The sequence below is a fragment of the Mucilaginibacter sp. L196 genome (assembly GCF_009765905.1).
Taxonomy (GTDB): Bacteria; Bacteroidota; Bacteroidia; order Sphingobacteriales; family Sphingobacteriaceae; genus Mucilaginibacter.
Genome location: NZ_LMUO01000019.1, coordinates 1,312,611 through 1,337,380, shown reverse-complemented (window position 1 = coordinate 1,337,380; position 24,770 = coordinate 1,312,611). Strand labels below are relative to the sequence as shown.

Annotated in this window: 18 protein-coding genes and 2 tRNA genes; 19 read left to right on the top strand and 1 reads right to left on the bottom strand. The window is 39.9% G+C overall.

What is annotated here, in order from left to right:
- The 7 genes from GSQ74_RS22130 (at position 1) to GSQ74_RS22100 (ending at position 12,177) form a co-directional block, all read left to right on the top strand.
- Entirely contained in the window at positions 1-1,941 is a 1,941-nt protein-coding gene (locus GSQ74_RS22130; protein ID WP_158996366.1) for a RagB/SusD family nutrient uptake outer membrane protein, read from the top strand.
- 11 nt (positions 1,942-1,952) lie between these two features.
- Positions 1,953-2,708, top strand: coding sequence for a DUF3823 domain-containing protein (locus tag GSQ74_RS22125; protein WP_158996365.1), 756 nt, complete (start codon positions 1,953-1,955; stop codon positions 2,706-2,708).
- Between the two features lie 71 nt (positions 2,709-2,779).
- Positions 2,780-4,966 carry a hypothetical protein gene (locus GSQ74_RS22120; protein ID WP_158996364.1) on the top strand — a complete coding sequence of 729 codons (2,187 nt, stop codon included), beginning with the start codon at positions 2,780-2,782 and terminating at the stop codon, positions 4,964-4,966.
- A gap of 74 nt (positions 4,967-5,040) precedes the next feature.
- Entirely contained in the window at positions 5,041-7,320 is a 2,280-nt protein-coding gene (locus GSQ74_RS22115; RefSeq protein WP_158996363.1) for a GH92 family glycosyl hydrolase, read from the top strand.
- The gene (locus GSQ74_RS22110) at positions 7,310-9,805 is read left to right on the top strand and encodes a glutaminase family protein (RefSeq protein ID WP_254060949.1); all 2,496 of its coding nucleotides are present in this window, start codon (positions 7,310-7,312) and stop codon (positions 9,803-9,805) included. The genes GSQ74_RS22115 and GSQ74_RS22110 overlap by 11 nt, the downstream gene beginning before the upstream one ends.
- Before the next feature lie 170 nt (positions 9,806-9,975).
- Positions 9,976-10,998: an LLM class flavin-dependent oxidoreductase gene (locus tag GSQ74_RS22105; protein WP_158996362.1), complete on the top strand. Its 1,023-nt coding sequence runs from the start codon at positions 9,976-9,978 to the stop codon at positions 10,996-10,998.
- 309 nt (positions 10,999-11,307) lie between these two features.
- Positions 11,308-12,177 carry a universal stress protein gene (locus tag GSQ74_RS22100; protein ID WP_158996361.1) on the top strand — a complete coding sequence of 290 codons (870 nt, stop codon included), beginning with the start codon at positions 11,308-11,310 and terminating at the stop codon, positions 12,175-12,177.
- 54 nt (positions 12,178-12,231) lie between these two features.
- On the opposite strand, the gene GSQ74_RS22095 is transcribed toward GSQ74_RS22100, so the two are convergent.
- Complete coding sequence (locus GSQ74_RS22095; RefSeq protein WP_158996360.1) at positions 12,232-13,023, bottom strand: AraC family transcriptional regulator; 792 nt, start codon at positions 13,021-13,023, stop codon at positions 12,232-12,234.
- Between the two features lie 84 nt (positions 13,024-13,107).
- Between GSQ74_RS22095 and GSQ74_RS22090 the strand changes: the two genes are divergently transcribed.
- The 12 genes from GSQ74_RS22090 to GSQ74_RS22035 all read left to right on the top strand — a co-directional run bounded on the left by GSQ74_RS22090 (position 13,108) and on the right by GSQ74_RS22035 (position 24,515).
- A complete protein-coding gene (locus tag GSQ74_RS22090; RefSeq protein WP_158996359.1) occupies positions 13,108-14,448 on the top strand; it encodes a TolC family protein in 1,341 nt (446 codons plus the stop codon).
- Position 14,449: 1 nt separating this feature from the next.
- On the top strand, positions 14,450-15,523 hold the full coding sequence (locus GSQ74_RS22085) for an HlyD family secretion protein (RefSeq protein ID WP_158996358.1): 1,074 nt from the start codon (positions 14,450-14,452) through the stop codon (positions 15,521-15,523).
- Positions 15,516-17,111 carry an MFS transporter gene (locus GSQ74_RS22080; RefSeq protein WP_158996357.1) on the top strand — a complete coding sequence of 532 codons (1,596 nt, stop codon included), beginning with the start codon at positions 15,516-15,518 and terminating at the stop codon, positions 17,109-17,111. The genes GSQ74_RS22085 and GSQ74_RS22080 overlap by 8 nt, the downstream gene beginning before the upstream one ends.
- A 314-nt stretch (positions 17,112-17,425) precedes the next feature.
- Positions 17,426-18,346 carry a family 2A encapsulin nanocompartment shell protein gene (locus tag GSQ74_RS22075; protein WP_158996356.1) on the top strand — a complete coding sequence of 307 codons (921 nt, stop codon included), beginning with the start codon at positions 17,426-17,428 and terminating at the stop codon, positions 18,344-18,346.
- Entirely contained in the window at positions 18,330-20,015 is a 1,686-nt protein-coding gene (locus tag GSQ74_RS22070; RefSeq protein WP_158996355.1) for a family 2A encapsulin nanocompartment cargo protein cysteine desulfurase, read from the top strand. Before GSQ74_RS22075 ends, GSQ74_RS22070 begins: the two co-directional genes overlap by 17 nt.
- A gap of 2 nt (positions 20,016-20,017) precedes the next feature.
- Positions 20,018-20,830 (top strand): serine O-acetyltransferase, encoded by an 813-nt coding sequence (locus GSQ74_RS22065; protein WP_158996354.1) that lies wholly within the window; start codon positions 20,018-20,020, stop codon positions 20,828-20,830.
- Positions 20,831-20,859: 29 nt separating this feature from the next.
- A complete protein-coding gene (locus tag GSQ74_RS22060) occupies positions 20,860-21,618 on the top strand; it encodes an SDR family oxidoreductase (RefSeq protein WP_158996353.1) in 759 nt (252 codons plus the stop codon).
- A gap of 205 nt (positions 21,619-21,823) precedes the next feature.
- Complete coding sequence (locus tag GSQ74_RS22055; RefSeq protein ID WP_254060948.1) at positions 21,824-22,624, top strand: phytanoyl-CoA dioxygenase family protein; 801 nt, start codon at positions 21,824-21,826, stop codon at positions 22,622-22,624.
- 107 nt (positions 22,625-22,731) lie between these two features.
- A complete protein-coding gene (locus GSQ74_RS22050; protein WP_158996351.1) occupies positions 22,732-24,000 on the top strand; it encodes a cation:proton antiporter in 1,269 nt (422 codons plus the stop codon).
- Positions 24,001-24,007: 7 nt separating this feature from the next.
- A complete protein-coding gene (locus GSQ74_RS22045) occupies positions 24,008-24,163 on the top strand; it encodes a hypothetical protein (RefSeq protein WP_158996350.1) in 156 nt (51 codons plus the stop codon).
- Positions 24,164-24,229: 66 nt separating this feature from the next.
- A tRNA-Cys gene (locus tag GSQ74_RS22040) sits at positions 24,230-24,300 on the top strand.
- A 143-nt stretch (positions 24,301-24,443) separates the two neighbouring features.
- Positions 24,444-24,515, top strand: a tRNA-Cys gene (locus GSQ74_RS22035).
- Positions 24,516-24,770 lie beyond the last annotated feature (255 nt).

Below are 24,770 nucleotides of genomic sequence, written 5' to 3'. Positions count from 1 at the left end.
ATGAAAAAATATAACTATATATTATTAACAATTTTGATTCTGGGCACTGCGGCTTGCAGAAAGCTCAATATTCCACCAAAAAATATAATTCAGGATCCGGATGTATTTTCCAATTCAGCAGGTATTCAGGCTTATATGGCACGTTTGTATAGCGAATTGCCTATTGAAGATTTCAGGTATTCGCCACAAAGAGGATTAAATTTCTTTTGGATCATCAGCCCAACCCCAGCTACTACAGGTGAAGCATTAAGTAAAGATCAAACAAGCTCGATGCAGGAGAATTTTGGAGGTTGGACTTGGGATATATGGGGTGGTTCTTATACGGTAATACATGATTGTGACTATTTTATTCAGACATTGCCATCGTATGCAAGTAACTTCACTACGGCACAAGTAAATGCCTGGTTAGGTGAGGCCTATTTTATACGCGGTATGACTTATTTTGCCTTAGTAAAACGCTTTGGCGGTGTACCTATTGTAAATAAAACATTAAACTATGTGGTAGGTACAAGTACCGACGAACTGAAAATACCCCGTTCTTCAGAACAAGCGGTTTGGGACCAGGTAGCCAGCGATTTTGATTTCGCGATTGCTAATTTGCCTGCCGTAAACGCTGATGATGCTGATGGCAGCAGGGCAAATAAATACGTTGCCGCTGCATTTGAATCAAGAGCGATGCTATATGCCGGTACTATTGCTAAATACAACACCACTACCTTATTTGATGCAAATCATAACGAGCTTTGCGGAATGCCTGCTAGCCTGGCAAACGGCTACTTTCAAAAAAGCTACAATGCTGCTGTAATGCTCGATGGTGTGTATAGCCTTTATCTGTCAGCATGGAGCGCAACTGATAAAACTGCTCAATACCAAAACTTTGTAAATCTGTTTTCTGATGCATCAAGTAAAGAAAGCGTATTTGTAAGAGAGTACCAATATCCAAACTCGGTGCATGGTTATGACGCTTATAACGTGCCTCGTCAGTTGATAGGGCCAAATGGTTACTCATCCGAAGTAAACCCAACGCTTAATTTTGTGGAGATGTTTGGCGGTATACCTAAAAACCCAGACGGTACTATTCAAACCCTTAATTCCAGCGGGCAATATAATTTATATACAAATACAATGGATCTGTTTGCAAATGTTGAGCCAAGGCTAAGAGCCACGGTTATTTTGCCGGGAGATGTGTTTAAAGCTGAAAGTATTGAGATACGTCGTGGTATTTATACAGGCAATGCATCGGCAGGTATTAATCCTTTATTGCCGGCAGGTTCAAGGTCGCAATATCCAACTACGAATTTAATAACTTCTGCAACAGCATCACAAACACCCTACGCACTACCTAATGGAACGCTGATGAACCCCGCGGGATTAAGCGGGGTTTTTACTAGCGACGAAGCCTGTGCCATCTCAGGGTTCTCTGTGAGAAAATGGCTTAATCCAAATTTGCCAACATCACAGGTGCTTGAAAACAATGAAACACAAACATGGATTGAAATGCGTTATGCCGAAGTTTTATTAAACCGTGCGGAAGCAGCTTACGAATTATATACTGCTGGCCAAGCTGGTACTACCAACTATCAACAGGATGCCTTTGATGATATTAACCAGATACGCTCCAGGGCAGGCGCAACTTTATTATCGAACGCCGGTTCAATGACCATCGATAGTGTACGTATAGAAAGAAGAAAAGAGCTTGCATTTGAGAATAAGACCTATTGGGATTTAAAAAGATGGAGAACATTCTCAAAAGAGCAAAATGGAACTATATACAGGGTTTTGATGCCATTTTATTCGGCACAGGCCGGCAAATATTTCTTTGATGCACGTACCGATGAGCATAACAGTGTTTACACTTACGACCCAAGATGGTATTATGAACAAATACCCCAAGGCGCAATATCAAAAAGCACAAATTTAATTCAAAACCCAGGCTATTAAATTTATTAAACATGAAAAGACTATTTTATTATACCGCATTATGCCTGGTAGTTGTTGCCGGCAGTTCATGCAGCAAGATTGATAATTATCCGGCCCCATCTGATACTATAAATGGGAGTACGATTGACGAAGTGACAGGTGCTACAGTACAGACAGAAGTAGGGGGTGGAGGTACTCGCGTGGAATTGCTTGAAACAAGCTACAGCAGCAACCCTGTGCCTATTTATTTTCAATCGATGCAGGATGGTACATTTAATAACACTAAAGTATTTGGTGCAACCTATAAAGTTTCAGTGCAAGGTCCATTTGTGCCTCTTATCCTAACTGATAGCGTTGGCAATGTTTTAACAGATTCCAGCAAAACCATCGTTTTAAAAAATACGGCAACTTTAAATTTTAAGGTTCAGCCTTTTTTAAGAGTAGAGTGGGTTGGCAAGCCGGTATTTAATGCTGATAGTACCGTTACAGTACAAGTTAAAATTACACGGGGTACCAATAATCCGAATTATCAGCAGCCAATAACTGATGTTAACCTGTACGTATGTAATACACATTACGATGCTAATAATAATTATGATCCAAGGTACTCAACATTAACCTCGTACAGCGGTACGTCAGGTAATAGTATTTTAGGTCAGGTTATTACCATAACCACTACAGGCGGAGCTTTGCCAGCACAGGATGTATTCTTCCGGGTTGGGGCGAGGATAAACGCAGTGTATGATGAATATAACTATAGTACTCCTGTAGGCCTCACTTATCCATAATTTCTTTTTATCAGGGCAGGCTTTCAGTCCGCCCTGATAAAATTACGATCATTAAATAATAAAAAATACCTATGAAAAAAACTATCCTTTTTTGCGGGCTAATAACTATCTCATGCGTTGGTTTGGCACAAAATAAGTCAACCGTTATTAATGAGCCACGACAAAAAACAGCTTTTCAAACCAGCATTGGCTGGATACCCCAAATCGATGTGCGCTCAGATGTAGCCATTGTATATGGCACGAATGATAGAAAAGGTGAAACGTTTGAGCAACGTGTAAAATCATGGCGCGACCGTGGCTACCAAACTGCTTTTATGACGGGTATTGCCTGGGGATCATACTATGATTACTTCCTGGGTAAATGGGACGGAAAAAATCACTTGGGTGTAGGCCAGGTAACGCAAAAAGGTGATACTATTTTTCATGGCAGAAATATGCCTTACGTAGTGCCGGTACAGTCGTTTATTGACTATATGAAGTCTGCCGTTGTAAAAAGGGTTATTGATGCCGGTATTACTACAATATTTTTTGAAGAGCCCGAGTTTTGGGCACGTGCTGGATATAGCGCACCGTTTAAAGAGGAATGGCAAAAGTTTTATGGATTCCCGTGGAGGCCGGAGGATGCATCTGCTGAAAATACGTATCTGGCAAGCAAGTTAAAATATCAACTGTTTTATAATGCTATAAAACAGGTTTCAAACTATGCCAAAGCTTATGGCAAGAGTAAAGGCAAAAATATTAAAGTTTATATAGCTACACACTCGCTTGTAAATTATTCTTCATGGCAAATTATAAGTCCTGAGGCAAGCCTGGCAACATTACCAGGTATTGACGGCTATATAGCACAGGTTTGGACCGGAACATCGCGCGAGCCGACTTATTTTAATGGCCAGGAAAAGGAAAGGGTATTTGAAAATGCTTTTCTTGAATATGGCTCAATGGTATCCATGACGGCACCTACAGGCAGGAAATTATTCTTTTTAACCGATCCGGTAGAAGACAGGCCGCGCAACTGGGCCGATTACAAACAAAATTACCAGGCAACCATTACCGCAGAATTATTATACCCGACGGTAAATAATTATGAGGTAATGCCATGGCCTGAACGTATCTATACCCATCCGTATAAATTGGCTAATAGCGATTCAAGCGTATTGATACCTAAATATTATTCAACCCAAATGCAGGTGATGATAAATGTGTTGAATGATATGCCTTTATCACCAAACAAAGTAACCGGGGTAAATGGCATAGGTGTGCTGATGAGTAATTCGCTGATGTTTCAGCGTTTTCCAACACACAATGGTTTTGAAGATCCGCAATTTTCAAACTTTTATGGCCAAACCTTTCCACTGTTAAAGCGTGGTATACCGGTGCAAACGGTTCATATGGAAAACCTTGCCTACGCTAATACGCTTAAAAATATTAAGGTTTTAGTGATGAGCTATTCCAATATGAAACCTAACAGCCCTCAGGTACATCAGTATATTGCCAACTGGGTAAAACAGGGTGGTGTTTTGATCTATTGCGGCAGGGATAATGATCCTTATCAAAGCGTAATGGAATGGTGGGATACTAAAGGGAATAAATATACCGCACCGTCACAACATCTTTTTAAACTATTGAATATTGATACTACCGGTAATAAAAAGGGTTATAAAGTTGGTAATGGCATGGTATACATTGTTAGGCAAAATCCTAAAGAATTTGTGTTGCAGGCAAATAATGATGATAACTACATAAACCTGGTAAAACAAGCTTATGAAAAAGATGCCCATGCCGGTAAAATAGCCTACAAAAATAGCTTGTACCTTGAAAGAGGGCCGTATGATATTGTTTCGGTGATGAATGAAAATGCTGATAGCAAGCCTTACACCATAAAGGGCCCGGCTATTGATCTTTTTGATCCGCAATTACCGGTTTTAACTCAAAAAACGGTTCCTCCGGGCGAGCAGTCATTATTGTATGCCCTGAACCGCGTTGTAAATAAAAAACAACCGAAAGTTTTAGCTTCAGCATCAAGAATATATGATGAACATATACAAGCTGACAGTTACTCTTTTGTGGCAAAAAGCCCGATAAACACAGTAAACAGCATGCGTGTGCTGTTGCCCGTACAGCCAAAGCATATCAGGGTTACGGATAACACAGGTAAAATTATTACAGATGTTAAATCATCATGGGATGTAAGCACTCATACATTATACCTGGGGTTTGATAATAGCCCTGATGGCATAAAGGTTAATTTAAAATGGTAAATTCTTAATATCTGATTTACGCTGAGCTATATAACAAAATCCAAACGGGCCATTGCCCGAAACAAATTATTTTGATGAAAAGAATATTCTTTATTGCATTAACCTTTTTACCGCTCATAACATTAGCCCAGGTAAATAAACAAGCCGATCTCACCGATTATGTAAACCCGTTAATGGGAACAGCATCCAAACCCATCATGTCAAACGGGAATACCTATCCGGCTGTAGCTGTACCCTGGGGTATGAATTTTTGGACACCACAAACCGGTAAAATGGGAAGCGGCTGGCAATACACCTATGATGCCGATAAAATCCTCGGCTTTAAACAAACCCACCAACCATCGCCATGGATGAATGATTACGGGATGTTTTCCATATTCCCCGAAACCGGTAAAATAAAGCTGGATGAAACGGAACGTGCCAGTTGGTTTTCGCATAAAGCCGAAACCTCCAAACCGTATTACTACAGCGTTTATTTGGCGGATTATGATGTCACTACTGAAATTACACCAACCGAACGGGCGGCCAATTTCAGGTTCACTTTCCCTCAAAGCGATAGTTCGCATATTCTGATCGATGCTTTTGATAAAGGATCATACGTAAAGATCATCCCTGAAAAGAATGAAATAATAGGTTACAGCACCAAAAATAGTGGCGCAGTTACTGAAAACTTTAAGGATTATTTTGTTATTTATATTGATAAGCCTTTTAAGGATGCATCGGTATGGCATGATCTGAAAATGGACGCCGGCGTATTGGAATATAAAGGCAACCACGTGGGCGCGTTACTCAGCTTTAAGACCAGCAAAGGGGAACAGGTACACCTTAGGGTAGCATCGTCTTTTATCAGCATAGAGCAAGCTGAGTTGAATTTAAAGCGTGAACTGGGAACCGATAGCTTTGATGTTACCGAACAAAAAGCAAAAACCATATGGAACAAAACATTAAACCATATAAATGTACAGGGTGGTACCATCGATCAAACACGTACTTTTTACTCCTGTTTGTACCGGATGCTTTTCTTCCCGAATAAATTGTATGAGGTTGATGCTAATGGCAAGTTAGTACATTACAGCCCTTATAACGGCAAAATAATGCCGGGCTATCTGTTTGGTGGTACAGGTTTTTGGGATACCTTCAGAGCGTTATATCCTTTTCTTAACCTGGTTTATCCATCCATCGTTAAAGAAATGCAGGAAGGTTTAGTAAACGATTATAAAGAAGGTGGATGGCTGCCGGAATGGTCGAGCCCGGGTTATGCCGATTGTATGGTGGGTAACAACTCCGCATCGGTGGTTGCCGAAGCTTATTTAAAAGGTCTTCGCGGATATGATATTGAAACTTTGTACAAAGCATTAATACACGGTGCCAATAACACCGGGCCAAACGCCACAGGCCGCCGTGGGGTTGATTATTATAACGAGTTAGGTTACGTACCCTATAATGTCGGCATTAATGAAAATGCAGCCCGTACCCTGGAGTATGCTTATGATGATTTTTCTATTTACAGTTTAGGTAAAGCACTGGGTAAACCAGCATCAGAGATCGACATCTACAAAAAACGGGCGATGAATTACAAAAACCTGTATGACCCTAGTATTGGGTTAATGCGTGGTAAAAATAAAGATGGTTCATGGGAAACACCTTTTAACCCATTTAAATGGGGCGATGCCTTTACTGAAGGTAATAGCTGGCATTACACCTGGGGCGTTTTTCAGGATATTCAAGGTTTAATAAATCTGACGGGTGGCAAGCAAAATTTTGTTGCTAAGCTTGATTCGGTATTCACGCTTCCTCCTGTTTTTGATGATAGTTATTACGGAACTGTTATACACGAAATACGCGAAATGCAGATAGCCGATATGGGGCAATACGCACATGGTAACCAGCCGATACAACACATGATTTATTTATACGGTTATGCGGGTGAACCCTGGAAAACCCAATACTGGGCTCGTGAAACAATGAACCGCATGTATAGGGCAACACCTGATGGTTATTGCGGCGATGAGGACAATGGGCAAACATCAGCATGGTATGTGTTTTCGGCAATAGGTTTTTATCCGGTGTGCCCGGTTAGTACACAATATGTATTGGGTGCACCATTGTTTAAAAAAATAACAGTTAATTTGGAAAACGGTAAACAGTTAATTATTAATGCGCCAAAAAATAGCGCAGATAATAAATACGTTAATACCATGACCTATAACGGCAAGTTTTATGATTTAAACTGGGTGGGCCATGCTGCATTGTTACAGGGCGCAATTATTAATATGGACATGACAGCTAAACCAAATAAACAAAGGGGTATAAAAGCAGCAGATGTTCCTTATTCTTTATCAAATGAAAAATAAAAATATTACATTGATTTATAAGCACAATAACTACATGAATAAATTTGGTTTTTTACTCCTGTTAACGTTTTTAAATACCAGTGTATTTGCACAAATTGAAAAGGTTCCGGCTTATCCGTTAATTACGCATAATACCTATTTCAGCATCTGGTCTTTTTCTGACACGTTGAATACTTCTACAACCCATCACTGGACCGGGAAAGATCAATCGTTGCTTGGTTTTATTAAGGTTGGTGATAAAGTGTATCGTTTTATGGGAAAAGAACCCGAGGTATTTAAAACAATACTCCCGGCAGCTGATGAAACCCATTACCCAGTAAAGTATACCGAAATCGAACCCAAAGGCGATTGGACCACAATACAATACAAAACTACAGAATGGAAAGATGGTTTGGCACCGATAGGTACCGATGAAAACATAGATAAAACCATTTGGAAAACGCATGATATTTGGGTTAGGCGCATATTCTCTGCATCAAATGTGGGTGATATTAATAAACTGATACTGAAACTATCACACGATGATGATATAGACGTTTATTTAAATGGCGAGAGAGTCTATCAAAAAGTTGGGGTTACCAACGATTATGGTATGGTGCCAATTACCAATACCTTAAAAAATGGCGAAAATATTTTAGCTATACATGTTATTAATACGGGCGGCGGTTCCAGACTGGATATTGGGCTGGTTGATATGGTAAAGAAAAAAGCGCGACAAATAGAAGCGGCTAAACAAACCAGTGTTGATATAAATGCAACACAAACCATATACAATTTTAAATGTGGTGATGCTGATCTGAAGCTAACTTTTACTTCACCATTATTATTAAATGACTTGGCGCTATTATCAAGGCCAGTATCTTATATTTCATATAAAGTAAAATCAAATGATGGTAGGCCACACAATGTAAAAGTGTTTTTTAGCGCATCAGCAGATATTGCCCGCAATAATCCCTCGCAACCGGTAATTGCCGAAAAGGTTGTTTCACCAGGTTTATCTATGTTAAAAGCGGGTACAGTTGAACAACCTATTTTGAAAAAGAGTGGCGATGATGTACGGATAGATTGGGGATATATGTATGTAGCTACACCTAAAAATAGTAATGCGATACAATACATAGGCAGCAGTATTGAGGCAGTTGGTTCTTTTGTAAATAACGAGAGCAAAACGACCGTTAAACAAGGTACGGATGTTGTTTTAAATACTGTAATACCGTTTGGTATAGTTGGTAAAGCTCCTGTAGCGAAATTTATAGAAATGGGTTATGATGATATTACCCCGATCCAATATTTCCATACCAATTTAAAACCATGGTGGCAAAATGCACAGCAAAAAACATTTGTGCAGGTGTTAACAACCTCGGCTACGGAATATCCAACTGTAATAAAAAGATGCGAGGCATTTAATACCTCCATGTATAGCGATGCTGTTAAAGCAGGCGGGGAGAAGTATGCCAAATTATGTGCATTGGCCTATCGCCAAAGTATTGCAGCACATATGCTGGTAAAAAGTCCGCAAGGTAAGTTGCTATGGCTATCTAAGGAAAACTTTAGCGGTGGCTTTATAAATACGGTTGACGTAACCTACCCATCGGCGCCTTTGTATCTAATTTACAACCCCAAATTGCTAGAGGGAATGCTTAATGGTATTTTATATTTTAGCGAAAGCGGTAAATTTAACAGAGATTATGCTTCGCATGATCTGGGAGAATATCCGTTGGCCAATGGTCAATTATATGGCGAGGGTATGCCGGTTGAGGAATCGGGTAATATGATTATTTTGATAGCGGCCATCGCGAAAGCAGAAGGTAATGCTGATTACGCTAAGCCTCATTGGAAAACATTAAGTAAATGGGTTAATTATTTGGTTGAGGAAGGATTTGATCCTAAAAATCAATTATGTACCGATGATTTTGCAGGTCACCTTGCACGTAACTCCAACTTATCAGTTAAGGCCATAGTTGGTATTGCCTGCTATGCGCAATTGGCTGATCAGTTAGGTGAGAAGGAAACAGCGACTAAATATCGTGAGATAGCTAAAGGAATGGTTAGTAAATGGATAAAGTTATCAGGCGATGGTGACCATTCTACTTTAACATTTGAAAACCCGGGTACATGGAGCCAAAAATATAACATGGTTTGGGATAAAGTACTAGGGCTTGATCTCTTCCCGCAAGATGTTTATGATAAGGAAGTGAATTTCTATCTAACCAAACAAAATGAATTTGGATTGCCATTAGACAGCCGTAAGACCTACACAAAATCTGATTGGATAATGTGGACCGCAACATTAGCAGGTAACCAAAAAGATTTTGAAGCACTAATTGACCCGATTTACAAATATGCTAAAGAAACCCCAACCCGTGTGCCATTAAGTGATTGGCATGAGACAACCGATGGTAAGCAGGTTGGTTTTCAGGCAAGGAGCGTTGTGGGAGGATATTTTATGAAATTGTTAGATGAAAAGATGTCTGTTAAAAAGTAAATAAAGGCGTTTATCTTCCCGTAGGGTTAACTGATATTAGAAAAAGAAAGGCTATTCAACAATAGCCTTTCTTTTTCTAACACTAAATTTTAATGAGATTATCCTGCTATTTAAATCATTTAAAAAACCGAACTTTGAATTAAGTGTTGCAACAACTAAATTCAAATATAATGGAAATTGGAGTAGATAGCTTTGCCTCGGCGATGTATGGTAGTAACTCACTAAGCAGCGTTGACGCGATGGAACAATTATTGGATAGGATAGTGTTTGCCGATGAAGTAGGTCTGGATGTTTTTGGGATTGGTGAACATCATAAAAAGGAATTTTTGGATTCCGCCACTGCGGTAATTCTCGCCGCGGCTGCTGCACGAACCAAACGTATCCGCCTAACCAGCGCTGTTACTGTATTGAGTGCCGCTGATCCTGTTCGTGTATACCAGAGCTTCGCTACACTTGATCTGATTTCTAAAGGCAGGGCGGAATTAGTAGTTGGTCGCGGCTCATCTATAGAAGCTTATCCATTGTTTGGCTTTAGCCTGAACGACTACGACGCTTTATTTAGAGAAAAACTTGACTTGTTGCTTAAAATACGCGACCATGAGTTTGTAAGCTGGTCGGGTAAGTTTAGGGCGACTTTGGACAATCTACCGGTTTACCCAAGATCGTTACAAGAAAAATTACCTGTTTGGCTAGGTGTAGGCGGCACACCGGAATCATTTGCGAGAGCAGGAACACTGGGGCTACCTTTAATGGTTGCTGTTATTGGTGGCGAAACACATCGTTTTCGCCCATTAGTTGATCTTTATCGTGAAGCCGGGCACCGGGCAGGATTTAAACCGGAACAATTAAAGGTCGGTTTACATTCACCTGGTTATGTTGCTGCGACCAATGAACAGGCGATAACTGATTACTATCCCGGTTACGCAGAGCTTTGGACAAAGTTGGGAAGAGAACGTGGCTGGCCACCGGTAACCAAAGGGCAGTTCGATTCATTAATTGCGCCAAAAGGTGTACTTGTTGTTGGCGGGCCAGAGCAGGTTGCAGAAAAATTAATACGCCATAGTGAAGCATTGGGTGGGGTTGACCGGTTTACCTTCCAGATGGATAATGCCGGGCTGACGCATAGTCAATTAATGAGCTCGATAGAACTAATTGGTAGAAAAGTTATACCATTGATTAAAGCTAACGGTTAAAAACCAGAAAGTAGCAAATATCTAAGAAGCTGTTTAAAAACTATTAAACTATCGTCATTGAGCGAAGCGTGGCAATCCCAAGCTATGCAGAGCCGCCCTGTAAGTAGGGGATTGCCACGCTCCGCTCAATGACGCTTTGTTTTTATATAAAAACAAGATTCAACCGTTTTTAAACATCTTCTAAAATTTTATAAATTAAAAATACAAAATGGCGAAAATGAATAAATAATTGGCATAGTATATGAAATTAATTTTCAGGTGATTCTTGAGCTTTGTACCGGCTTATTAAGCTGCTTAAAAGATCAAATCATGAAAAAAATATTAATTCCAATTGATTTCAGCCGCTCATCTAACAACGCAGTTAATTACGCGGTTGCATTTAGTGAATACCATCCGGTAAATCAAATTATTTTGGTGGTGAATGTTTACACCACTGAATTTGAGCAAATAATACCTACTGCTGATTTTATTCAGTATTCAATGGATAGCGCAGCCGAATTGGACGGCCACTTAAAGGTTCAATTTGCAGAACTTAAACGAAGCATATTGCATAAATTAAAACAGCATGTTAGGGTTAGCTTTATTTTAAGTAAAATTCCCTTCTTGCAGTCTATAAGAAATCTCATTGACCAGGAACGACCGGATTTAATGGTCATCGGCAGTAATCATGGTGTTTCGGGTGAGGAAAGTTATATCGGCGATCATCTAATTAAAATTGCCAAGGCAAGTACAATACCTGTACTCATTGTGCCGGAACTAACCCGTTACCAGAAAGTTAAGCGTGCATTGGTGCCCTTTAACTTCAGCAATATTTCTTCAGTAAAATTGATAAGTAAGATGAGCCAGCTGAAAGAATTGTCACGTCCGGAATTGCTTTTTTTAAATGTAGATAACACATCCGATGCGGTGATTGCCGATGAAGATAATTATAGAATAGCATCAGAAATCAAACAAAACCTTCAGGACTATCCTCATCATTTTTATTATTCTACTGAAAAGGATGTCTTAAAAAGTGTCAATCATTTCTCATTTGCGAACGAACTTGAACTCATTATCGCATTACCCGGTAAACACAGTTTTTTGTATAACCTAACGCACCGCAGCATCATTAAGGGGCTTGCACGGAATAACTATAAACCGGTATTAATTCTTAAAGATCCTAATGGAGATGATGTATAGATATGAGAACATGGGTGAATTGTATATCTGATCACAACCCAATTGCTGAAAGTCTTATAGTTGTAGTTGCTTCGCAAATTCGGATGGCCTGGTTCTGGTTAGCTGGTAAAATATATTACTAAAAGCGGATAGATTGTTATAACCTAAAGTATAGGCTATTTCGCTCATAGACTTATGTGTTTGCAACATCATTTCGATGGCTTTAACCATGCGCAATAATTTGAAATACTGTAAAAAGGATATTTTCATCGTTTCCTGAAAAAGACGGGATAGCGTTCGTTCACTAAAGCCTGTTTTAGCACAAAGTGTTGTCAGCGTTAACGGTTCCAGCAAATGATCTTGGATATATTGTATTACCGGCTGCATCCTTTCATTTTCTGTAGTAGGCAGTGCAATTGGTAATGCCTTTTTACTGATTTCGGGCAATATGTTTTTTATTCCTGCTAAAAAAGCGTAGGCTTTATTTCCTGGTTCAATATCACCTTCCCATCTGGTAGTATAGGAGAGCATCTGCATTAAAAGAGTATTGATAGGGTAGATACCGCCTTTGTTAAAGAAAGGATGATCTTCATCGTCATCAGCATAAAAATAGAGGGATATAATGATAACTGACTTATGCATTTCTACATAATGCTTTATTTCTTTAGGTATCCATACATAATGTCTTGCCGGAATGATCAGCGTTTTTTCGGTAAGATGGATATAGGCTACTCCTCCTTCAATATAAATTAGCTGCCCTTTGTGGTGGGAATGCCAGGGCAGCAGGAATTCGCTACGCTCATGCATCACATAAACCGATTCAGGTATCAGGTCAATTGCTCTTAAAAAACTGGAAGTCTGAATCATGTTTTGGCCGGAATGAATAAATTATTGGCAATGTAGTTAAAATTTAAGTCCCACAATACGCCGAATTTTGCTTTCTCAAAAGATATGAAAGTAATATATAAATTTTTACCCCTGGTGCTATTAGCGATCCTTAATGCTTATTCCACTTCTGCCCAGCAGATCAGGGTTGATTCACTGCCTGCTTTGCCGCTAACCCTGGCCCAGGTATGGGAAAAGGCGGCCACCTTTAGCAAGTCTGTGCAAATGAAACAAATAGGTGTGGAAAGCAGCGTAGAGCAAATTAAGGACGCTAAAAACGAAAGGCTACCGGAAGTGACCGCCGAAGGCGAATATGCCCGGATTAGTAATATGCCGGTTTATGAGAATGGTTTGTTTAAAACACCCGAACAATTTGAGGTAATACACTCTACTTATACCGTGGGTGCCGAAGCCTACTTAAACCTGTATAACGGCAATAAGTTAAACATTGAAATTGATGCCCGGAAAAGCGAAAATAAAATCGCATCTGAACAAAAAAAGCTAACGCTATCAGAAGTGAAACTTCAGGCCGCCGCATATTATCTGGATATGCAACGCAGTATAATTTTCAAAGATCTGTTACTTAAAGACCTTGCTGCTCAGGAAAAGCAACTTGTTCAGATACGGACTTTAAAAGCTAATGGCGTTGTTTTAAAAAGTGACGTATTACGGGCTGAATTAAAACTATCACGTCAAAAATTGTCGCTGGTACAGCTAAATAATGATTTGACTATTGCTAACCAAAAGTTAAACATATTAATTGGTTTGCCGGATGAACAGCGAATTGAGCCAACCGAAGGAAATATGCTGGATTCCACCAAAGTGAAATCCAATGGGGAGTATCTTGCCGAAGCCGGAACTAATTCTTATCAAGTTAGGATTTCTACCCAGGAAACTGAATTGCGCAAATTACAGCTTCAAAATGTGCGGGCCAATATATCGCCAAAGGTAGGGTTGTTTGCTACATACAATTACAGCTATCCCCAGATATTTTTATACCCTTATTCGCCATATGTATATGGCATTGGGCTGGCCGGTATTAAAGCTTCTTTTTCTATTTCTTCCTTATATCATAACTACCACAAAACTAAAGTGGCACGATTAGAATATGAGAGTCAGGAAATAGAACATTCACAAACCGAGGATAATGTAAGGCAGCAAGTTAATGAAGCCTACCTGCGCTATCAGGAGGCGCTTAACCGGGTTGAAGTAAGCAAAACCAATATTATACAGGCTACCGAAAACCGCAGGATTGTAAGCAATACTTACTTTAATCAAACTTCGCTGATTACGGATCTGCTTGATGCGGATACCCAATTACTACAAACACGCTTTGATTTGGCTGCGGCAGAAATCGCGGCTCAGCTCCAATATTTTCAATTACAAAACATCACAGGAAATTTATAAAATGAACACGCAAAATACTTATACGCAAACAGATAAGATCATTACCAAAATAACGGCATGGATTGCCGGCTTCATCGCTTTGGCCTTATGTGTATGGGGCGTAATAACCCTATATGACTTTTACAATTATGATGAGACCAACGATGCCCAGGTTGAATCCTACATCAATCCGATTACGTCGCGGGTTAGCGGCTATATCAAAGAAATCAGGTATGACGAGAACCAGGACGTGAAGAAGGGTGATACTTTACTGATAATTGATAACCGTGAATATGCCTTAGAGCGCGAAGAAGGCGAAGCCGGGCTACAAAATGCGCAATCGCAGGTGAGGGTACTGGAGAGTAATGTGGAAACCGCATCTAAAATGGCGCAGGTTAATAACGCACAAATAGCCGCAGCAAAAGCCAAATTAACCAGGCAGCAACAGGAATATGACCGTTACCAAAAGCTGTATGATGCAGAGTCGGCAACGAAGCAGCAATTGGAAAATGTGAAAAGCGCTTTAGATGTTGCACAATCTGATTATGAGGCTGCATTAAATAATTACCAGGCATCCTTATCAAAAGTTAATGATAGCAAATCACAAATATCCCCTGTACTTTCTGAAATAAAACGCAGGGATTTGATGCTGCAACGCAATCAGCTGGATTTTTCTTATACGGTGATCACTGCACCTTATAACGGCAAGATGGGAAAGAGGACGATTCAACCAGGGCAGCAGATACAGGTAGGCCAGACATTGGCTTTCATTGTTGACAACGAGACAGGTAAATGGGTTGTCGCTAATTTTAAGGAAACTCAATTGGAGTATCTTCAGGTAGGAAAAAAAGTAGAGATCACGACTGATGCCTATCCGGATATAAAAATAAAGGGTGTTGTAGTTTCTTTTTCACCGGCTACGGGTTCCCGTTTTTCTTTGTTACCGCCGGATAATTCTACCGGAAATTTTGTGAAAATAGCGCAGCGTATCCCGGTAAAAATCAAAATTACAGACAATAATCCTACAGTGGGCCTGCTAAGCGCAGGTATGAATGCTAGCGTAAGGGTGAACAAAACCGAAGCTGATCATGAGTAATACGATACCTGTGTTTAAATCCTGGGTTCCGGAATGGCTGATCCGCTTTGGCTTACTGATAGTGGTGTTGCCGGGGGTAGTGCTTTTTGCTTTATCAATTAGTAATGTGAACGCGGCGGCGGGTTATTACGGTATCTCTCCGAATGATGTACAGTATTCGTTAATTATTCTTTATGGCTCAATGGCCAGTTTTATTGTGCTGGAAGGGCGCTTCTTTAAAAATATGGCCAGTAAAGAGTATTTGCTGGTAGGGGTTATCCTCCTGATCGCAACCTGCTACTTGTGTTACCTTACCCATTCATTTTTCCTCCTTTTAGTGATGAGGTATATCCAGGGCTTGTTAACTTGTGGAACGATCAATATTACATTAACCTTAATGTTCAGCAAGCTCCACAGCGAGCGATCAAAAGAGATTGGATATTCTGTGGTATATTGTATTCTGTTATGTGTGTTACCTGTTACCACACTGATCACCGCTTCGATTATAGATACTTTTGATTATAATGTCATCTACAAATGCGCCATGTATTCCTATGTGCCTGGTGCTGTACTGATGTTCTTTATTATGAACAACGTCAGACTCAATAAAAAAATCCCTTTATACAGGCTTGACTGGTCGAGTTTCTTACTTTATTCTGCCGGATTATGCCTTATTGGCTATGTATTAATTTACGGCCAGCAATATGACTGGCTCGACGATCCCCGTATCTCTTATCGGCTGATAGCCATCGTATTGCTTATGGGTATTTTTATTATTAGACAGTTAAGTCTTAAAAAGCCATATTTATATTTACAGGCATTTAAAAATCCTAAATTTACTTTAGGGGCCGCACTGCTTTTTATATTTTATATTGTCCGTGGTTCGTTTGGCATCACTACTTCGTTTCTGGGAGGGATATTGGGCCTCGATCCCATACATATCGGCCTGTTATTACTTTATAATATCGCCGGTATTATTATCAGCGTTATTCTCGCATCGCGATTAATCCTGTTGAAAAGATCAACCAGATTGATCCTTATATCTGGTTTCGTTATCCTGCTTGTTTTTCATATCTGGATGTCAACCCTGTTTACTACACAGGTAGATACTGCGGATCTTATTGTTCCATTAATCCTTCAGGGAATGGGCGCAGGAATGTTGATGGTTCCGATCATTCTTTTCTTGATTTCCTCCTCACCTGTACAATTTGGTAATACAGGTTCGGCCGTTGGCATCTTCGTCCGTTTTCTGGGTTTCACTGCCAGTATAGCATTGATCAACTTTTTTCAGCTTTTCGGGCAGCGAGATCATCTCAATCGCTTGCAAGATCAGGTGAATTCACTAAATCCAGTTGCAGTTCAAAGATTGGCTGACTATAAAGGAGCATTGATGAGCCGTGGCAGCGCCCCGGAACAAGCTATAAAAACAGCAAACGGGCTTTTAAGTAGAAGTATGTCTGCACAGGCGCAATTGAAGTTTTCTGTTGATTATTACCACTGGATCAGTTGGCTGCTTGTAGGGACAATTCTAATGCTCGCTCTTTTTCCTTCAATAGGGGATACAACCATTAAAATTAATGAGAATCAGCCTGCGTCGGTAGCGTTTTGATCGTCTCGTTGTTCTATAACCTGTTCCGATGTTAAGGGCATAGGTCGGTGAGATCATAAAATGTGATAGTTCGTTTATGTATTCTACATAATGTCTTACTTATCAATGTTTTATTAAAGATGAGTTAGTGTTCTCTTTTGCAAGTTTCAAAAGCTGGCTTGTATTCAACTCGTGTGAAAGAAACTCAACTATCTTCTCATTATTTATTTTTGCTAAAATAAAGACTATAAAATACGTAGATTTTATAGTCTATTTATTATACTTGCAATATAGTATACCAAAGCATAAATAAATTTATCTAAATCCCAGTTAAAATGGCAGATCAAAAAACAAAACAAACCGCATTAGGCGACGTTGCCGCGAGGCAGTTAGCTATAGCTACACGTACCGTTCCTCAATTATCAAGAATTACACCGCGCTGGTTACCTCAACTACTGAACTGGGTGCCGGTTGAATCGGGTGTATACCGTTTGAACAAAGTAAAAGACGCGCAAAATGTAGAGGTTGATTGCTCCTCACGTGATGAACGCGAATTACCATCAACATTTGTTGACTACGTTGAAGATCCCCGTGAATATAATTTAAGCGCTGTAAATACCGTATTAGATGTTCATACAAGGGTATCTGATCTATATAGTAAACCTTATAACCAAATAAGTGAACAGCTGCGATTAACTATTGAGATTGTTAAAGAAAGGCAAGAAAGTGAACTGATAAATAACCAGGAATATGGATTATTACACAGCGTAGTTCCTAGCCAAAAAATTAAAACCAGGTTAGGGCCGCCTACGCCTGATGATTTGGATGAGTTGATCACTAAAGTTTGGAAAGAGCCTGGTTTCTTTTTACTGCACCCATTGGCAATTGCCGCTTTTGGCAGGGAATGTACTCGCCGGGGTGTACCGCCGCCAACGGTTTCTCTTTTCGGTTCACAATTTATTACCTGGAGAGGTATACCGCTTATCCCATCGGATAAATTACCTATCGAAAATAATAAATCCAAAATTATACTATTGCGTACCGGCGAAAGCAGGCAAGGCGTAGTCGGGTTATTCCAACCGGGTTTACCTGGAGAGCAATCGCCAGGCCTTTCTGTTCGATTTATGGGCATTAATAATAAAGCTATAGCATCGTACTTGGTATCATTATACTGCTCTTTAGCTGTTTTGGTGGATGATGCTATTGCTGTTTTGGAAGACGTTGACTTAGGAAACTATCATGAGTACAAATACTAATTCGGGGAATTTACCCGATATTCAGGAACTGCAAACTCTAGCCAATCAACTCTTTAAGGCACAGCCCAATGAAGATATTGTTTTACCTGAGTATAATCCTTATGATGCCACCAAACCGCCTGTTTCAGTAGCAGGTAGTGGCGTTAGTCCATCGGGTATCCATCATGGCAATGCGGTTAATCTTCAGGACCCGCAAACAGGTTTTAATGATCCTGGGTTGAATGCTTCTATTCAACCCGTTGAGCAGGATTTGGGGCGCAGTTTTTTACCGTTTGAACTAATTCCTGATAGTCTTTTTCATTTGCCTTTTCAACAAGAGCAGCCATTTGAAAAGCAATTACAACAGGTGTTAAATGGCATTGTAACTACCCCCAATTTACCACAAATACCCTTAACCGGATTTGGCACCGACCCCGCTGCTTATTATTTTTTAAAGGATAAGCCCGCGGCGACACTTCCCGGATTTGACGTAAATTTCATCAGGAAAGATTTTCCGATACTTTCAGAAAATGTAAATGGTAAACAGCTGGTATGGCTGGATAATGCCGCCACTACACAAAAGCCAAGGCAGGTTATTGACCGTATTAGTTATTTTTATGAACACGAGAACTCAAACATACATCGTGCAGCGCATGAATTGGCAGCCCGTGCCACAGATGCCTATGAAGGTGCCCGCAAAAAAGTTCAAGGATTTTTAAATGCCGGTTCGGTTAATGAAATAATTTTTACGCGTGGTACAACAGAGTCTATAAACCTGGTAGCAAAAAGCTGGGGAGAACAGTATCTGCATGCGGGCGACGAGATCATTATAAGCCACCTGGAGCACCATGCTAACATTGTTCCGTGGCAGCAATTGGCGGCTAAAAAAAATCTAACAATTAAGGTTATACCCGTAGATGATGATGGACAGATTTTGCTGGATGAATATGTAAAACGGATAACGCCTAAAACCAAATTAGTTTCCTTTACTCAGGTATCAAACGCACTGGGGACGGTAACACCTGCTGCACAAATTGTTCAAATAGCGCACTCAGCGGGTGCTAAGGTTTTGGTTGATGGCGCGCAATCTGTTTCACATATGCCGGTTGATGTAAAATCGCTTGATGCCGACTGGTTTGTTTTCTCCGGCCACAAGGTTTTTGGGCCAACTGGTATTGGTGTGCTTTATGGCAAAGAAGAATTACTAAATGTCACACAGCCCTGGCAGGGTGGTGGCAATATGATAAAGGATGTAACTTTTGAACATACTACTTATCATAATGCACCGGGCAGATTTGAAGCAGGTACAGGCAACATTGCCGACGCTGTAGGATTAGGCGCCGCCATTGACTATGTTACACGAATTGGCATGGGCTTCATTGCGCAATACGAACATTTTCTGCTTGAATACGCAACTGGTCTGTTGAAACAGGTTCCGGGTTTACGACTGATTGGTACCGCTGCTGAAAAAGCAAGTGTGCTTTCGTTTGTACTGGATGGTTATAAAACCGAAGAGGTTGGCGCCGAACTAAACAAACAGGGAATCGCGGTACGTTCAGGACATCATTGCGCGCAGCCTATTTTGCGCCGTTTGGGTGTAGAGAGTACGGTAAGGCCTTCGCTAGCATTTTATAATACCTGTGCTGAGGTTGATTTACTTGTAAAAACACTCCACGGTCTTAAAAAATAAACATGGAAGAAAACCGCATAAGCACATTTATTGAGCACCTGTACCAGGTTCACAAGGCAGAGTGGGAGGCAACCCCATCTTTTAGGCAAGCGGTAGATTGGCTATCAGATCTTTTTGAATTTCTTTTCCCCAATAACCGTTTAAACAGGCAGGCTATATATGAGGGACAGCTTAAAAAGAACCAAATTGATCTTGAAAATATTTTGTTGAGTTACCTTGACCCATCAACCATTAATATAGATGAGGTTGTTTATAAGTTCTACGCTTCGCTTGAAGAGATCTATCAAAACTTGAGGTTAGATGCAACAAAAATTTATGAAGAAGACCCCGCCGCGATCAGTATACATGAAGTAATAGTTTCTTATCCAGGTTTTTATGCAACAGCGGTTTATAGGATTGCCAATAGGTTATCACAATTATCAGTTCCTATTTTACCTCGTATACTAAGTGAGCATGCACATGGTAAAACTGGTGTGGATATTCATCCAAATGCCCAAATTGATGTTCCTTTTTTCATTGATCATGGCACTGGCATTGTCATTGGTGCCACGAGTATTATTGGTAAAAATGTTTGTATTTATCAGGGTGTTACTTTAGGAGCGGCGCAGGTAAGCAAGGTCTTGTCTGATGTTAAAAGGCACCCTACCGTGGAAGACAATGTGATTATTTATGCCCGAAGTACTATACTTGGCGGAAGAACAGTTATAGGGCATGATAGCGTTATCGGCGGTAGTGTGTTTTTAACAAAAACGGTGGCCCCATATTCAAGAGTTTTCAATACACATCAATTAAGGATTGAAGTTAACGAAGAATAATAGCCATATTCAGAAATTAACATTGTTATATGGATTTATACGCGATAATTACGGGGGCAAGTAAAGGAATAGGTCGGGAGATATCAGTCTTATTAGCAAAAAAAGGATATAAATTAATTCTGATTGCACGGTCGGCTCCTGAACTTGAAGAGCTGGCAACTAAACTTCCGGGAGAGGCATTGTATTTTACCATTGATCTTTCCGAAGTTGGTGCTGCAAAAAAAGTGGCTGAATTTTGCAAGAACCTTCCTGTTTCCATTTTAGTCAATAACGCAGGTTACGGTTTGTGGGGTAATTTTGATGAAAGCGACATTGGCCAGCAGTTAAACATGTTGCAGTTGAATATAAACGCAGTTATTGAGTTAACGTATTACTTATTGCCGCAGTTAAAAAAACAACCTTCTTATATCTTAAACGTATCCAGTACGGCAGCGTACCAGGCGGTTCCAACATTAGCTTTATACGCTGCTTCCAAAGCTTTTATACTCTCGTTTAGCAGGGCTTTAAGAATAGAATTAAAAGGCTCGGTATCGGTAAGCTGCCTTTGTCCAGGGCCTACCGATACCGGCTTTGCAAAACGCGCCGGTATGGATTCCTTAGCAGAGCTTGCTGAAAAATTTAACATGCAACCCAATGAGGTGGCAAAAATAGGGGTAGAGGGAATGTTTAATCAAAAAGCAGAAATTATCCCAGGTTTGCTAAACAAGCTATCTGCAACTGGATCACGTTATATTAATAAGTCATTAATTGAGCGTATTACGGCCGGTTTATATAAAAAAGTAAAATAAATTTTTGTTTTATAAACATTTGTCTATATTTGAAATGTCTATAAAGTTAGTAGACATTTAAAATGAATCAAAACAGTAAAATAAACACCGCAAAGTCCATGCGAATGCCATCCACCCGGATTGGCTTGTGTTGCTGTTGTTGTTATTAATGCCACAAGTATTTAATTAACTAATTCATTTATTTTTCTTTTTATTTTTCATGGATATGGCCTATCAAAGGTTCAGCCTTGGCGCTGAAATTACTGCCGAACAACAAACTTTTTTTAACCGTAACGGTTTTATACACTTTAAGAATTTTATTAACCCCGAAACTGTTACAGACTTTATACGGGCCTCAGAACAGGTGCAACAAAACTGGATCACTAACAAAGTTGAGAAAGTAAATGGTGTACCTATTAAGTACGGAAAGGATTTAGATGGATCTGCCATTGTGCAGCGTTTCGCGTTTATTAATCTGCATCATCTTATATTTTCTGAGTTTACAAAAGATCCAAGGTTTAATGTATTGCTTAACCTGGTAGGGGCGGGAGCAAGGTTAGGTGCTACCGAAAAAGACGGAATGGTATTTAATCATTACGTAAATGGCCCTGATAGTGGCTTCACCAAAATGGGCTGGCACACTGATGGTTTGCGGGACGTTTTCCAGGGTCAAAAACTAAATCCGATGCTCAATGTTGGGATCCACTTGGATTCGCTAAAGCCTGAAAATGGCGGCTTAAGAATACTTCCCGGCACACATAAACAGAATTTGTATCGCATGTTGTTTCGTAAAAAATATTTCCTTGATAACGGTGCTGATAAAAACGAAATAGCAATTATTCCGGAGGCTGGAGACTTGACTATACACGACGGCCGTTTATGGCATCGCGTAGCGCAATCATCTATATCGGGTGAGGCTAGCCGCAGGAGAGTGATTTATATCCCCATCATCGCCGGGAAATTTGAACCCAAACACGAAGGTAGCCCTACCGCATTCTATCAACGTTTTGCAGGCCTCGTTAAATAAAATAGCTATGATCATTGCAATTATTATAGGCTACTTTATCAGGAGGAAAAAACTAGCAGCGGTTAAGTCAAAGCATTTAGTTCAGCCATATATTTAAAAAGACACTTATGATTAGTAAACTCAGCTCTACAGAAATCATCCATTTTTTATTGATTCTACTGCTTATCCTGATACCAGCAAGATTTCTGGGTGAAATTTGTCGCAGGTATAAGCTCCCGGCAATTATTGGTGAAATTTTCGCAGGAATAATTGTAGGGCCTACTTTGCTGGGCACTCTGTTCCCTGAGCTATTTAAAAGTATATTCATTGCCGCCCCAGCTGCTAGTGGCGCATTTGATGGGATAGCTAATATTGGTATAATCCTTTTAATGTTTATAGCGGGTTTCGAAGTTGATTTAAAACAGATAAGGCAAAATGGTAAACAGGCGATTGCCATTAGCTTATCCGGGATATTGTTTCCGTTTGCCATTGGGTTTTTAACAGTATGGGTTCTGTTTAAAGATCATTTTGCTAATGGTGTCAACAATCAGTTGGTGACATCGCTATTTTTTGGCACCGCGCTTTCCATTACTGCGCTGTCTGTCATTACTAAGATATTGCTTGATTTGGATATCCTTAAAACGAGGATCGGTAATATTGTACTGACCGCAGCGATGGTTGACGATTTTCTGGGGTGGATATTGTTTTCAATCATTATCCAGATGATGAACTCGGGAAAAGAGCAAGTTTCCTTTTGGTCGGTTATCTCAGTTGTATTATTCGCTGTCTTTATGCTTACCGGCGGGCGTTGGGTTATACACAAGTTACTTGCCTATGCCGGTAAAAGCGGGAAGGCGAGTAATGTATTTACTGTGGCTGTTTGCCTTTGTTTTATAGGCGCCGCAGTTACCGAAGCCTTGGGTGTACGCGCAGTTTTCGGTGCATTTTTAGTGGGTGTTGCCATTAGCGACTCTGAATATTTTACTGAAGCGCATAAACAGGTATTGCACCAATTTACCCTAAACGTTTTGGCCCCTCTCTTTTTCGCTTCAGTAGGTTTAAGATTAAATTATGTAGCCAATTTCAACTTCGAAATTGTAACCCTCATCCTAGTAATTGCATTTATTGCAAAGCTGATAGGAGCCCGCATTGGAAGTTCTTTAAGTGGAATGACCAGGAATGAATCGGTGGCTGTGGCTTTCGGAATGAATGCCCGTGGTTCACAGGAGATCGTTTTGGGGCTAATCGCTTTACAAGCAAAAATTATAAGCGGGCCTGTATTTGAAGGATTGGTTGTAATGACGGTGGTTACCATGGTTATTTCGGGGCCAATAATGAAGTATTATTTTTTGAAGGAACAAAAATTACAAGATAAGCTAAAATTGACTATAGCATAATATAATAATGAAGAATTTGCTAAAATGGCTAGCCTATTTAAAACCGATTGATAAGTTTCCTTTATTACAGGATAGTTTCAGCAATCATGTTAGGTTTAGTATTGAAGAATTATATAATAATGAAGAATTTGCTAAAATGGCTAGCCTATTTAAAACCGATTGATAAGTTTCCTTTATTACAGGATAGTTTCAGCAATCATGTTAGGTTTAGTATTGAAGCATTTTATTAGGTCAGATGGCCGAGTAGTTAGGCACAGGTCTGCAAAACCTGGTACAGCGGTTCAATTCCGCTTCTGACCTCGATTATCTAAGCGGAAATAGATAATCAAGTGATTTTCAGTTTTTTTATTCAGAACAAACAAGGGAGAGTGGCAGATAGCTGCTCCTATTGGTCGCTTTTCCTGTTTTTCTGAATAAATTGTCAATCTAATTTTAAACAATAAGGCGGAGTGGCCGAGTGGTTAGGCGGGAGTCTGCAAAACTCTTTACAACGGTTCGAACCCGTTCTCACGCCTCATATGAGAACTCGGAAAATGGGTTAAACAATAGGCTAAATAAATATTGATCTTCAGGAATTATAATTAAATGTTCCAGGTTATGTTCAGATAATTGATACCAATGTCAGTTTTATAATTATCTTTTTATCTATAGGTTTTATAGGATATATTTGCCGGAATTTAAAAGTAGTGCGGCCATTTGTTATTTCGCATGAACATTCGGGTTGCTTTAATCCATTGTTCACTGAAGTTTAGGAATGTAAAATACCCTAC